This window comes from Candidatus Uhrbacteria bacterium CG10_big_fil_rev_8_21_14_0_10_50_16 (assembly GCA_002774875.1).
Taxonomy (GTDB): Bacteria; Patescibacteriota; Patescibacteriia; order UBA9934; family UBA11717; genus UBA11717.
Window position 1 is genome coordinate 1 of sequence record PCYM01000007.1, and the last position, 14,116, is coordinate 14,116.

At 48.3% G+C, this 14,116-nt stretch carries 12 protein-coding genes and 1 tRNA gene; 7 read left to right on the plus strand and 6 right to left on the minus strand.

Annotated elements, in window-relative coordinates:
* Positions 1–189: 189 nt before the first annotated feature.
* From COV06_03710 to COV06_03720, 3 genes are all read left to right on the plus strand, one after another.
* Entirely contained in the window at positions 190–456 is a 267-nt protein-coding gene (locus tag COV06_03710; protein PIR47361.1) for a hypothetical protein, read from the plus strand.
* A 273-nt stretch (positions 457–729) separates the two neighbouring features.
* Positions 730–1,275, plus strand: coding sequence for a hypothetical protein (locus COV06_03715; protein ID PIR47362.1), 546 nt, complete (start codon positions 730–732; stop codon positions 1,273–1,275).
* Positions 1,276–1,520: 245 nt separating this feature from the next.
* Positions 1,521–1,919: a hypothetical protein gene (locus tag COV06_03720; protein ID PIR47363.1), complete on the plus strand. Its 399-nt coding sequence runs from the start codon at positions 1,521–1,523 to the stop codon at positions 1,917–1,919.
* Positions 1,920–2,422: 503 nt separating this feature from the next.
* Here the strand turns inward: COV06_03720 and COV06_03725 are convergent.
* Positions 2,423–3,418 (minus strand): 16S rRNA (cytosine(1402)-N(4))-methyltransferase, encoded by a 996-nt coding sequence (locus COV06_03725; protein PIR47364.1) that lies wholly within the window; start codon positions 3,416–3,418, stop codon positions 2,423–2,425.
* 6 nt (positions 3,419–3,424) lie between these two features.
* Positions 3,425–3,856 carry a cell division/cell wall cluster transcriptional repressor MraZ gene (locus COV06_03730; GenBank protein ID PIR47365.1) on the minus strand — a complete coding sequence of 144 codons (432 nt, stop codon included), beginning with the start codon at positions 3,854–3,856 and terminating at the stop codon, positions 3,425–3,427.
* 723 nt (positions 3,857–4,579) lie between these two features.
* Here COV06_03730 and COV06_03735 point away from each other — a divergent pair.
* The gene (locus COV06_03735; GenBank protein ID PIR47366.1) at positions 4,580–4,798 is read left to right on the plus strand and encodes a hypothetical protein; all 219 of its coding nucleotides are present in this window, start codon (positions 4,580–4,582) and stop codon (positions 4,796–4,798) included.
* A gap of 60 nt (positions 4,799–4,858) precedes the next feature.
* On the opposite strand, the gene COV06_03740 is transcribed toward COV06_03735, so the two are convergent.
* On the minus strand, positions 4,859–6,268 hold the full coding sequence (locus COV06_03740) for a hypothetical protein (GenBank protein PIR47367.1): 1,410 nt from the start codon (positions 6,266–6,268) through the stop codon (positions 4,859–4,861).
* Positions 6,269–6,528: 260 nt separating this feature from the next.
* A complete protein-coding gene (gene uvrA / locus COV06_03745) occupies positions 6,529–9,036 on the minus strand; it encodes an excinuclease ABC subunit A (protein PIR47368.1) in 2,508 nt (835 codons plus the stop codon).
* Positions 9,037–9,135: 99 nt separating this feature from the next.
* Between uvrA and COV06_03750 the strand changes: the two genes are divergently transcribed.
* The gene (locus tag COV06_03750; GenBank protein ID PIR47369.1) at positions 9,136–9,687 is read left to right on the plus strand and encodes a hypothetical protein; all 552 of its coding nucleotides are present in this window, start codon (positions 9,136–9,138) and stop codon (positions 9,685–9,687) included.
* Here COV06_03750 and COV06_03755 read toward each other — a convergent pair.
* Positions 9,684–11,714, minus strand: a complete 2,031-nt coding sequence (locus COV06_03755; GenBank protein PIR47370.1) for an excinuclease ABC subunit B — start codon at positions 11,712–11,714, stop codon at positions 9,684–9,686. The two genes, COV06_03750 and COV06_03755, sit on opposite strands and share 4 nt — an antisense overlap.
* 159 nt (positions 11,715–11,873) lie before the next feature.
* Here COV06_03755 and COV06_03760 point away from each other — a divergent pair.
* Positions 11,874–11,947: transfer RNA gene (locus tag COV06_03760), tRNA-Gln, on the plus strand.
* A gap of 236 nt (positions 11,948–12,183) precedes the next feature.
* Positions 12,184–13,011: a hypothetical protein gene (locus tag COV06_03765; GenBank protein PIR47371.1), complete on the plus strand. Its 828-nt coding sequence runs from the start codon at positions 12,184–12,186 to the stop codon at positions 13,009–13,011.
* A gap of 118 nt (positions 13,012–13,129) precedes the next feature.
* On the opposite strand, the gene COV06_03770 is transcribed toward COV06_03765, so the two are convergent.
* Positions 13,130–14,116: a hypothetical protein gene (locus tag COV06_03770; GenBank protein PIR47372.1), complete on the minus strand. Its 987-nt coding sequence runs from the start codon at positions 14,114–14,116 to the stop codon at positions 13,130–13,132.

Genomic DNA, 14,116 nt, shown 5'->3' on the forward strand with positions numbered 1-14,116 from the left:
AACGGCTATGCGAAATGCCGGCATGCCATTCCGTTTCACTCCATGCCATACCGTCACTTCGCATCAGCCGCGCGCGTTAGGCGAAATATTTAATTGTTTTCTTTTGTATTTACAAAGCTCGATTACCTGGCTAAACTATACTCATTATTCATAAATATAAATCATAAGTATAAAGAAAGTGGAGAACCAATGCCCGATCAGGGCGGATCAAAGGAGGCTCAATTTAAGGAGTTATTTAGAGCAGATGAGGAGGCTTTCCAAGGTTTGGAAGAACCAACCTTTTCAAAAGTCGTCACTGTAAGCGAACAAGGTGCTGAGAGCATGGGCAAACCAGCTGGGAGTGAGTGGTTAGGGTTTACTTACTATGACAAGGGAGAAATATACCACGGAGCTATCGATCCAACTGATGGACAAGTGATAGCTACGGGCTCAGAAATGACATGGTGGTTTGATTAAGAAAACAATTGAATACATCCGATAACAGCGTATAGCAGGTTCAGAAAATCGCCCCTTTCTATTTTTACGGCGGGGCGATATTCTTCTCCCAGATGCCGCTAACTGGAATTGAAGTTTGAGGTGTTTGTGAAAATTCATGTCAACCGAAGTTTCGTGCAATGATGATGGGCGGCACTACTGCTATACACGGCACGTTAAACGAAATCGAGAAAAGAGCTATTTTGAATTTTGAGGGGGCAAAACTTTTATATATCATAATTTTTCAATAGTAATATGGTATCGAAAATCACTTATTTTGTTCATGGAACTACAACCGATAACGAACAGGAAATCTCCTCTGGCTGGTTTGATGTTGATTTGTCAGAGTTAGGGGTTCAACAATCTGTTGAATTGTGGGACAAAATTAAAAATAAGCATTTTGATGTCGTTTTCTGCTCTGACCTAAAACGGGCTGTGCATTCGGCTGAACTAACTTTCAAAAATAAAGTCAAAATTATTCCTGATAAACGTTTGCGGGAATGTAATTATGGAAAATACAATGCACAGCCCTCTGAAATTGTTGGACCCATGCAAGAACAAAATATAACGAAGAGATTTCCCGACGGTGAATCTTACGAAGATGTCAAAATGAGAATAAGTGATTTTCTTGATTTTTTGAAGAAAAATTATGATGGAAAGTCGGTTGCCGTTGTCGCACACAAAGCACCACAGTTAGCATTAGATGTTCTGTTGAAAAACAAAACTTGGGAACAGGCTTTTGCAGATGATTGGCGAGAGACAAAAGCATGGCAACCTGGCTGGAACTATACATTAGAGTAAAAGTTTTACCCCTTTTTATTATAAACGTTCTTTTCTCGACTCACTCCACTTCGCTTCGTGTAAACTTGATATATCCCAGACGTTAGCCGAAATATTTTTAAACATGACTAAAATGAACAAAAAGATAATTTTTTTTGGATGGAGATGGGACACTTTGGTATCCTCGATCAACGAGATATACAAAGAAACCCCATTGGATTTATCTAGAGAGTAAAGACGCAAAGGAACATTACAAACACTTGGTCATGATCCCGACGGTTTTATCTACCTTGAAAAGGTTAAAAAAAATGGGCATTCTCACAATCTTACTTTCAACGCATCCACACCCTCCCAAAGAAGCTGATTCTATAATCAATCATAAAGTCACCCATTTTAGATTGAATGGTTTGTTTGATGAAGTACACGCTACCAGAGAATTTCACGGTTCCAAAGGAGAGTTCATTGTTAAAATATTAAAGGAGCGTGGTATTCCAAAGACGAAAGCTCTAATGGTCGGCGACCACTATCGCTGGGATTATAAATCAGCAAAAGATGTAGGTGTGGATGCGCTACTGATTGAGTCAGAATATATGCGAAAAGATATTCAAGGTAGAAGAATAAAACGGACGATCAAAAAATTATCTGATGTTTTTAGTCATGTTTAAAAATACTCAAGGGGACGCTGCGCTTTCGCTCCCGATGGTCGCTCACCCTCGGCTAACACAGCGTATGCGGCTACGGCTTGCTTCGTACCTCCGCAAGCCTCCACCCACAATAACAGTGCCTGTCCCCTTTATCCACAAAACAAACCAAAACCTCCGGTCCCCCGGAGGTTTTGTGCGCGTATCACTCTTGAAATACCAATGCATAACATGATATTTCAATCTCTATCCACGGAATGAACAAAAATTGAAACACCGCCTATCGCACGGCAACGGAATTAACCCCCGTCAAATACACCACCTCTTGTGAATCAACAAACCCAAGTATCTGCATACGCTCAGACACTGTTCCAAGGCTGGTCGCAGAGGCGACAGATGTCATGAGTCGCTCATTCTTCACTTGTAGCTCTTGCACAGAATTTTCCAAATCACGCATCGTATAACCATGTTGTGTCGACTGCGAGACCTGCATCACATAGGCGACGCCCAGCACGATCACTACAACACTAAGCACTAGGTTCCAGAGGGTGAGGGATGTTGGAATCGTCGGGAGAAAACGCGTGACGCGCTTGGTTGTTGAGAGAACGGTCATGTTGAGGGTATTTGTTTTTGCTTTTTCCTATCTCCTCCGGGCCGACTTTTTGTGCGACACGGAGTTTTGCGCTGCGAGCGCGCGGATTACTGGCGATTTCTGACGGGCTCGGTTTGAGCGGTTTTTTGGTCAGAATACGCAGGTCTGGTCGTCCTTTGAGAAAACGTTTAACCAGTCGATCTTCCAGCGAATGGAACGAGATCACACAGAGGCGACCCCCTACATTGAGAGCGTCAACGGCTTGTGGAAGGACTGTTTCAATAGCTCCCAGTTCGTCATTAACGACAATGCGTAACGCCTGAAACACACGGGTTGCGGGATGAATTTTCCCATGCCTTCCAAGCGTCACCGCAATGGTTTCCGCGAGATCGACCGTCGTAGAAAACGGTCGTTCACGTCTTCGGGCAACAATGGCTTTTGCCACCTCTCGCGCACGATCCTCTTCTCCGTAGACAAGAAATGCTTGCGTGAGCTGCTCCTCCGACCAGGAGTTCACAACCTCGGCGGCTGTCTGCCCTTGGTCGACGTCGTAGCGCATGTCCAACGGTCCATCTTTTTGAAAACTGAATCCGCGTGCGGCATCATCCACATGTGCCGAGCTAAACCCGACATCTAACAAGATTCCGTCCACCTCCCCTATTCCCTGCGCGTGCAGAATTTTTTTGAGGTGTCGGTAATCATCCTGCACAAAGGTGAGTCGATCCGTGGCACCGATGCGATCCTGTGCCATCGCAATATTGCGCGCATCACGATCAACGCCAATCACACGACCATCTGGAGCACTTGCCTCCAACAACAGTATCGTGTGCCCACCATGTCCCAATGTCCCATCCACGTAAACTCCTCCTGCGTGCGGTTGCATCCAATGGCGTATCTCCTCCTTGAGAACCGGAATGTGGAACGATTCCATACACCACTAAATACCCAATTCACCGAGCTGCTCGGCAATCGCCGAAGATGCAGACTCTGTTTTTTTCTTATACGCTTCCCACGTGGACGCATCCCAAAGTTCGAGACGGTTGTATAAACCCGCCACAACCACATTCTTCTTCATACCCGCGTATTGTCGAAGATATTCTGGGATACCAAATCGTCCCTGTTTATCGATACTCACATCCATTGCACCCGCAAGCATGAGTCGGGCGAACGCACGAGAGTTTTGTTGTGAAATAGGAAGGTTTGCAAGCTTGGTTGCAAGAACTTTCCATTCAGTCATGGCATAAATGACGAGGGAGTTGTCCAACCCGCGCGTAACGACGGCGCCCTTACGGAGCGCATCACGAAACTTTACCGGGATGGCCAACCGACCTTTTTCATCTAACGCATGATTATATTCACCAAGAAACATGGACGTTGGGGCTACCACAGGTTAAAGATGTGCTGACGACTCAACACATCATCTCTCTTCACACCGTGTCTGGTTCTAAAAAACCAGGCACATCTAAGGCAGTGTGAGGAAGAGAATTGCCTATCTTCTCCTCCCCACCACTCACCACTTTGCACCCTTCAGAACCAATACTACCCACCATGCCACCCTTCGTCTATTGAAACAAAAGGCGAACAAAGGTGGGCTTATACACATATGCTGTGGATAGACTGACAAATGCCGTGTTTTCTCCTATAAATACGCTAGATCTTTCCACCTTGGAGGTACCCGTGAAGATCAAAGTTTTACCTAGCCACGCGTCGCTGAACACTCTCGGTCGTCATTGCAAGTTCCGCGAAGCAATCTTATCGATTTTGCAAGATCTAGAAGGTATCTCTCCCATCATCCTGAACGAAGTGAGTTACACGAATGCCGTCGAAGGGCCTTTGCCGTGTTCTCTAAGAGAGATACTCACGAAAATATAGGCCAATGTCCCTCGTCAAGCTCGGGATGACGGATAGTTGTTTGTGATCAGATCCAGCCTTCGCCCCCAAGAACACGTGTGTTTTAAAGTATGAGCCTGCGAGTACTCTTAAAACGCATGTGTTTGAAGATGAGTGTACTCGGCGAAGGAATCCAGCCCTTCGCCCCCAAGAACACGTGTGTTTTGAAAGCTGAAGTCTATGCGCAAGATTCTCAAAACGCATGTGTTTGAAGATAAGGATCCTCGGCGAAGGAATCCAGCCCTTCGCCCCCAAGAACACGTGTGTTTTGAAAGATAGAGCCACAGCGCGAATCTTCTCAAAACGCATGTGTTTGAAGATAGGCGAGTTCGGCGAAGCGATCAAGGTCTTTGCCCCCAAGAACACGTGTGTTTTGAAAGCTGAAGCCTATGCGAAAGATTCTCAAAACGCATGTGTTTGAAGATAGGCGAGTTCGGCGAAGGACTGTAGACAAAAAAAGGAACGACACATCGGTCGTCCCTTACTTCTTTCTCTTCATTGCTTTTCCGCGCAACTGCTTGTGATAACTCTGCGCAAACCGGTGTGCCTCGTCCCGCGCACGTTGAAACAACGGTTTCTGTGCCTGCACCACGCGCGCCAAAAACGTATCGTCATGGTCGTAGATGAGTTCATCTTTTTTGCGATCCGCCCCCTTTGCCAACCCCACGATCGGCACACGTACTTGCTCCTGATCCAAAATCGCCTGCACGGCATTCACCTGTGGCTTTCCCCCATCGATCACCATTACATCTGGCAACGGCCACGTGTTTGGAAACGTTTCCGCGCGCTTAATTCTGCGCGACAAAACTTCTTGTAACGAGGCGACGTCGTTTGGTCCCTCCACGGTTTTAATTCTAAACTTGCGATATTTTGACGGTGCCGGCCGCCCCGATTCAAACACCACCATACTCCCCACAGAATTGGTGCCAGACGTATTAGAAATATCATACGCCTCCACACGGCCCAGTGCGTTCACAAATTCCTTGTCTGGATTCTCGTACGGCAGCGGCGAAAAGTCACGCGTAAGCACTGCAATATCGCGAATATGCTGCAGTGCAAACACACGTCGCTTAAGCACACCGGCGTGCTCAAACGCAAGCTTGGCGGCGGCGGCCTTCATCTGTTTTTCTAACTGTTTAATGACGGTCAGTTTCTTTCCATCAAAAAAACGCATGAGTCCATTGATTGATTTTCGATATTCTGCCTTGGAGATACTCCCCGTACACACACCGGGACACAATTTGATATGCACATAAAAACACGGACGCACCCCGTGACGCTCATCTGGCGGATTGCATTCGGACCACGGAAAAATCTTACGCAACAACTCCAGCGCCTTGCGCAGGGCACCTGGTGAAGTAAACGGTCCATACACGGCCAGATATTTATGGCCGGCAATTTTTTTCACTTCTTCCACGCTCATAAACGGCAAAATCCCCTCACGCGCGAGCTCCAATCCACGTTTGAGTACAGGTTTTGGATAATCTTCGTTGGTAAACACTAAGAACAAAAAACTCCGATCATCCTGCAGTAAAACATTGTAATACGGCTTTTTTGTACGCACATAGTTAGCCTCCAACACCAGCGCCTCAATCACCGTCGGCGTCTCGACATAGTCGATCTTCGCAATTTCTTGCACCATGGTTCCAATGCGCCGCGCGTACGGGTCGTCGTCGCGTTGATATTTTTTTGAAAAGTAGGATGTGACACGTTTTTTGAGACTCATGGCTTTTCCTACATATAACAAATCCCCTGCCGCGTTGTAATACAAATACACCCCCGGATTGTCCGGAAGTTGGTTGTTTTTAATTTGAATCGGTGAAGGAATTGCCATACAAACAGTATAGTAAAAATTGAGGGTCGAGGCACGCCGTACGCGCACCCAACTCATAGAGACGATAAACGGTCATGCCGCAGTTCTCCACACCGGAAACGTCGTCTCGGTAGATCGTATAGAACCAGAGCGGTTGGTCGTCTGGATTCATCGCAAGGAGTCGATCCACCAACCACTGGGCGTCGGTGATCTTGCCCATGATCAGCTTGTAGCAGTCGAGGTCCGTGGAGTACTCGAACTCGTGGAGGAACGACGAGTGACAGATAACAAAGAGTGTCCAAGCGTTTTGTTTGTCCTGCGCTCTGCAAAGCTCGGGGCTACTTCTTACTCTTTTTGAGCGTTTTCTTGAGGTACTGCCCCGTATAGGAACGCGGCATGCGCGCAATCTCCTCCGGTGTTCCCTCGGCCAGCAACGTCCCTCCACGATCTCCGCCCTCCGGACCCAAGTCAATCACCCAATCCGCCGTCTTAATGACATCCAAATTATGCTCAATCACCACCACCGTGTTCCCTTTCTCCACCAAGCGATGCATCACCTCCAACAACTGTTTGATATCGGCAAAGTGCAATCCCGTAGTCGGCTCATCAAACACATACATCACGCGGCCCAGGTGGCGCTTGGATAATTCCTTAGCTAACTTAACACGCTGCGCTTCCCCGCCCGAAAGCGTGGTAGCCGGCTGTCCAATGGTGATATACCCCAACCCGACGCTCTGCATGCCCAACATGCGGTCATGCACAATCGGCACGTCTTTAAAGAAGTCTACGCCTTCGTCGATGGTCAACTCCAAAATCTGGTGCACGTTCTTGCCGTTCCAAAGCACCTCCAATGTTTCTCTATCAAATCGTTTTCCGTGACACACATCACACGGCACATACACGGTTGGCAAAAAATGCATCTCGATGCCAATCTGACCATTACCTTGGCAGTTCTCACACCGTCCGCCTGGCGTGTTAAAGCTAAACCGCCCCGGCTTGTATCCACGGTAACGTGCCTCCTCTACACTTGCGAGCAGTTCACGAATCGGCGTCCACGCACCCGTGTAGGTTGCAGGGTTAGAGCGTGGCGTACGACCTATCGGCGATTGATCAATCATTTCCACACGATCCAAGTACTCCGTTCCAAGCACCGCTGTGGCTTTTCCGGGACGCCCTCCTGTTCCCTGCAACTTCTTAGCTAAGTGTTTGTACATTACGTCTTCCACCAACGTGGATTTACCCGACCCCGACACGCCCGTCACACACACAAAGCGTCGTAATGGAATGTCTACGTCAATATTCTTTAAATTGTTGGCCGAGGCTCCACGAATCTTAATCACATCCCGACCAATCGCACGACGATCTTCTGGAACCGGAATATCCAAATCTCCACGCAAATAGGCTGCCGTGAGCGACGTAGGATGATTGATTGCCTCCGCCATGTCCGCCGAAACAATCAAATGTCCTCCATGGATTCCCGCGCCCGGCCCCAACTCTACCATCCAATCAGCGGCAAGAATCGTATCCTCGTCGTGTTCCACCACAATAATCGTATTACCCATATCACGGAGCTCCAGTAACGTAGCAATCAACTTGTCGTTATCGCGTTGATGCAGCCCGATCGTTGGTTCATCCAACACATACATAGCCCCCACCAATCGTGATCCAATCTGTGAAGCCAAACGAATGCGTTGCGCTTCCCCGCCGGACAACGTTCCCGCGCGACGATCAAGCGTCAGGTATTCAATTCCCACATTCAACATAAACTGCAGTCGATTGTTAATCTCCCGCAATATATTCTCTGCGATTTTTGCTGATTGCGCATTTAATTTAATGTGAGACAAAAACGCCTGTGCGTCGTCTATGTTCATGCGTGTCACCTCCACAATACTTTTGCCGCCCACCCACACATGTAACCCCTCAGGACGCAATCGCTTGCCGTTACAAACTGGGCATACACTTTCTGAGAAAAGCGATTCAATACCCAACCCATCACAACCCGGGCACGCACCGTAAGGTGAGTTAAAACTAAACAAGCGCGGCTCAATCTCCGGGAACGAGAATTCATCATCGGGACAGCTAAACTTGGAAGAGAGTAATCGCTCACGTTTTCCGCCAAACAACACGGTCATCACATCTTTCCCATATTCCAAACACGTCTCAATCCCCTCCGAGATCCGTTGTCGAGTCTCCTTGGAGACCTTTTTCATTTCTGCCGCCGTGAGCGTGTCGACCACCACCTCAATGGTGTGCTTGCCATAACGTGACAGCGTAATCTGCTCCGAGAGGTTATGAATTTTGCCATCCACGCGCACCTTGGCGAATCCGCTATTATATAAATCGTACAGCAACTGATAGTACTCGCCCTTACGTCCACGCACAGCAGGTCCGAGCAACATCACCTTCTCACCCTTCGATTCACTCACAATCACGTCCACCATCTCGTCGACGGTGAGTTTTTGAATCGGTTTTTGACACACCACACAATGCGGCTGACCGATACGCGCATACAACACACGCAAATAGTCATACACCTCAGTAATTGTCGCCACCGTTGAGCGGGGATTTCTAGAATGCGCTTTTTGATCAATCGAGATAGCCGGGCTCAATCCTTCTATTTCATCCACATCCGGTTTTTGCAATTGCCCCAAAAATTGCCGGGCATAGGCCGACAAAGACTCCACATACCGTCGCTGCCCCTCCGCAAAGATCGTATCAAAGGCCAAACTCGACTTTCCAGAGCCAGAAAGCCCTGTAATACAGATCATTTTGTTGCGTGGCAGCTCTAAACTCACGTCTTTGAGGTTGTGTTCTCGCGCCCCTTTGATTCTGATGTGTTCTTGCATACGTATTGGTAAATATTATCCACAGAGAGCTACCGTTGACGCACCATTTTTATGTGCTCCTCAAAATTTGTTAAGATACGAGCGAAAGGAGGAATTCCCATGGAATCATTCACCCTCTCACCAAAGATGCCCGATCCCTGCCTGCCCTTTCATGACTGGGTACGCACTCTGTTATATGTCTGGGCGGGGTACGGTGGCTGTCGACCTCCGGATGCGCCTCAGGACAAGTCGTGTCCAGATCCAACCCGAACGCTCAGCAACGAAACCATCGATCAGATCGTCAGCGGCATGTTCTGCCTTCCGCCGGATCGAATGCTGGCCTTCGTTGCACGTCACACTCCTCCCAACGACGACATCAGTGCCAACCTTGGGGAAGGGACGATTCTCGCGGGTGGAGTTGGTGCGAGCCAGATCTTCTACCGGTTCATCCGCATCATCGGTAGCTGTGGGGAGACGGTCTACGGGTACCGTAGGTACTGGCACCGTCCCAATAATCCCATCTTCCCGTTCCCAGAAGATCTACAGGCGGCTATCGATCTCGGTCGACGCACATGTTTGTTTCGCATCGCCCTGGGCAACGTCGACGAGTTCACAAGGGGGCAGATTCGTTTCTTCTCCGACCTTCACGTCCTTCTTGCGGCGCACCCCTAGCGGTTGCGTCGTTCACTTTTTTTCTTACCCATCTCTTTAACCTCCTTCTCTAACGTCGCGATCTCATCCCTCAACAGTGCCGCCGTCTCAAAGTCCAAATCCTGTGCGGCCTGACTCATGGCGTATTGCTTCTCTTTAATGACGGCCTTTATCTCGTGCGGCTCAGCCAGAAGTTCAATATCCAATACATCCGAGATATCCACGTCCTCCGGCATTCCGCCAAACAAACCGCGAATGTCTGACAGATCACGTTTAGTGCTCCGTGGCGTAATCTTATGCTTTTTGTTGTACGTCGTTTGAATGGCGCGTCTGCGATTGGTCTCCTCGATCGCGCGGCTAAGTGATCCCGTCATTTTATCTGCATACAACACTACTTGTCCACGCACGTTACGTGCCGCTCGTCCCATGGTTTGGATGAGCGCCATTTCTGATCTCAGAAAGCCTTCTTTATCTGCATCCAAAATCGCCACCAGTGACACCTCAGGAAGGTCCAGCCCCTCTCGCAACAAGTTGACCCCCACAATCACATCCACAATCCCGTTTCTAAACTTAGAGAGAATCTCCACACGCTCCATGGTTTTAATATCACTGTGCAGATACGAAACTTTGATTCCCTCGTCCGTTAAATAGTCTGTCAGGTCCTCCGACATTTTTTTGGTCAACGTGGTCACCAGCACACGATCACCCTGTGTGATCCGGTCCTTAATACGCGGGATGAGATCATCAACTTGACCAGGCGATTCCTCCGTACCCGACACGGGCATCACGAGGATTTCTGGGTCAATAAGCCCCGTTGGGCGAATAATTTGCTCCACCACTTGATCGCTCTGATCGAGTTCTATCTCTCCGGGCGTCGCCGACACATACACGCGCTGTCCAATGCGTTTTGCAAACTCCTCATAACTCAATGGTCTGTTATCCACGGCGCTCGGTAATCGGAAACCGTGCTCTACCAAGTTTTGTTTCCGTGCCTGATCCCCGGCCAACATCCCTCGCACCTGCGGCAAAGTCACGTGTGACTCGTCGATAATCGTCAAAAAGTCTTCTGGGAAAAAGTCGATCAGGGTAAATGGCGGTTCTCCTGGCTTGCGTCCATCAAACCAACGCGAGTAGTTCTCGATGCCACTGCAAAATCCTGTTTGCTCAATCATGGAAAGATCGTAAATCGTCCGTCGCTTTAATCGCTCTGCCTCCAACATCTTGCCAACGGCTTCCAATTCCGCCACGCGATCCGTCATCTCGGCACGAATTCCTGCGACCGCTTTTTTGACCACGCTCGGCGACGTATTGTAATGACGTGCCGGGAATAACCAGAGTTCCTCCGAGTGTTTAAGGTGTCGGCGAGTGACCGCGTCTAACTCGCTCATTTTTTTGAGTTGCCCTTCCTCAAACTCCAATCGATACAGCACTTCCAAGTTGATGGGCATGATTTCCATCACATCTCCACGCACGCGAAAATGTCCGCGCGTAAGATCACCCGTTGTACGCTCAAATTGCATAGAAAGGAGCTCGCGCATAATGAGCTCACGCGTCATGTTGCCGTGCAAAGGAATTTGCAGCACGTTGGCCTGGTACTCCTCCGGTGATCCCAGTGAGTAGATACATGACACGCTCGCCACAATAATCACATCGCGACGTGTAAGTAGCGCTTGGGTTGCGGCGTGACGCAGACGGTCGATCTCGTCGTTAATTTGCGCCTCTTTCTCAATATAGGTATCACTTCCTGGCATGTAAGCCTCCGGTTGATAGTAATCGTAGTAAGACACAAAGTATTCCACCACGTTATCCGGGAAGAATTGACGAAACTCGGCACAAAGCTGCGCTGCCAAGGTTTTGTTGTGAGCCACCACCAGCGTTGGGCGCTGTGTCCGCTCAATCACGTTGGCCATAGTGAAGGTTTTACCAGATCCTGTAACACCCAGGAGCGTTTGCTCGTGCATCTGCGCACCTAAGCCTTCCACAAGCGCGTTAATGGCTTTTGGTTGATCCCCTGCGGGTTGGTAGTCGGAATGGAGTTGAAATTTCATATACACACAAAACGCCCAGTACTTAGGGGTACTAGGGGGTCAGAAAAGATTCGTGGCCATTCTACCCAAACAAAAGGCGAACGTCAATGTGTATAGTTGTTGATTGACAACGCGAGGAATTCGTGGCATGATCGTGACGTTCCACACATGGTTTGACATTCGGGGATCGTCTAATGGTAGGACACCAGGTTTTGGTCCTGGGAATCGGGGTTCGAACCCCTGTCCCCGAACCAAAGAAAAATCACGGCGCGCTGCCGTGGTTTTTCTTTGTGTGATGGGGTGGAGAGAACATGCCATTGAGGCATGTTTGACGGGTGAGAACGGCCGGAGCCATGTTGCGCTGATATTGGCGAGAAGTGCAACGGCGAGGCCCGGACCCGAACCCGAATTTTCGGAAGAAAATGAGAGGTGAGGGCGCAAACAGGTGTGTCTATGGTAAAATTGGTTTGTAAACACAAATCATAACCCTATGATTGACAGGTTATCTCTCCCCATCGTAGAAAATCGCAGAGAAAAAGATCCTTCTACCAGCATCTTTACAAGGCAAGAGATCATTGCACCAAAAGACTTCGTTTCTGTATTTCATGAAACCTCCCCCCAGAGGCTACAAGATATTGACGCGTATGGTTTACATTTTGATGCTGAAGTGAGAAATTTTTCTAATCCGACATTAATTAGCACATTTAATGACATCCTTAACAAGGCCAGACCCGAATGGGCAAGACAAGCCAAGCTTGATCGGGATCAGGTTCTCTTTGCTTATCCAAATTTAGAACTTGGTCACGGTATGGGCGGTCTTGCAGACGAACGTTTTAACGATAAAAAACACATTGCCGTTTTTGAAACAATGCAAAAATACAATCCCAAAGACCTACAGAAGCATGGGATCACAACCTGGGAGGAGTATCGTGATTACGTCATTTCTGAAATTCAGCAAAGTAAAACAATGCAAGGAGCGCTTTTGGAGCTCAAGGTTGATCCAACGACTTCTTTTGTTGGTGACTTGATGTTAATTGAAGATGCCAGATTTTTTGCCGATCGTACTCTCCGCGAACAAGCTCTTGCCAACTACTGGCGATCTGTTATTGCATTTACAGATTTTCAAAAGTGGTACAAAATTCCTACGGAAAACGAACAAGGAATAGACGAGGAGCTACGCGACCCGAGCGGTTGGGGCGGACGAGGATATATGGCAATCAAAGGAGCACCCGCCCATCTGCCGGATGCAATCGTTACGGCGGAAATCATGATCCCGCAGGATATTCCACAGGAGCACATTCGCGTTGTTGCAAGTTAGGCGTAGGAGAGAAAAACCAAAAAATGAAGCTCCGCTCACCGAGATGCTCTGGTAAACGACTCATGATGGGTGACGAAAAGATTCAGGATTAAAGACCTGACCCCATTTGGACCCTCGTTTATTTCCGGCGCTTGGCCAACTCCCGCATGTCAATGTGTTGATCAAACTCATCCACAATCTCCACGCCCACAATTTCCTCGATAATATCCTCCACAGAAATTAGTCCCACTAGCGTGTCCTCATTATTGAGCACAATAAACAAGTGATGGCGCGTTTTAATAAAAGCATTTAACACATCGTCCAGTTTAGACGACGCGTGTACACCATAGACTGTTTTATCTACAAACGCCTTGACTGTCTTGCCCGTAAGTTTACGACCCAATAAATCTTTTACGTACAAAATTCCCAAAATATCCTTACTGCCTTCACTGTACACCGGGTAACGAGAATGTCCGGCTTCGCGCAACTGTTTTAAAAACGCCGGCGTCAGAGGTTGATTCTCCTCCAAGAGCATCACAACCACACGCGGCGTCATCACATCGCCAACCATCTTATTGGAATACGTCAACGCTCCTTTTATAATTCTCTCTTCATCCGCATCGATATCACTCTGGTGAGAATCTTCATGTTCTTCAATCACCTTCAATAGCTCATGTCGCGAGTACACAGACGGAAGCTCTTCCCCAAGGAGTCGATCCAATCCCCACGCAATAGGCCCGGCAATTGGATAAAACAAGATCATTAAAACACGCACGATCAATGATGTCCTTGCCCCAAACGCTAATGCATGGCGGGAGATCACTGCCTGCGGAATAATTTCTCCAAATAAAAAAATGAGACCCGTAGCCAATACCCCCGCCAAAACACCACTTGCAATCGATCCCAAGAAAATTGCCAAAATAGCGTTCACCGCCACGTTCCCGAGTAACAGTGTTGTGAGCAATAAGTTTCCACGCGAACGAATTGGAAGGACGAGACGAGCCTGTTTATCTTTAAGTGTCGCCTTCCGTCTTAAATCATGCACGTCCAAACTCATCAAACCCAACGTGAGGCCAGAGAACAACGCCGAACACAAAAGAAGTAACAAAGAAATCATGTACACCAT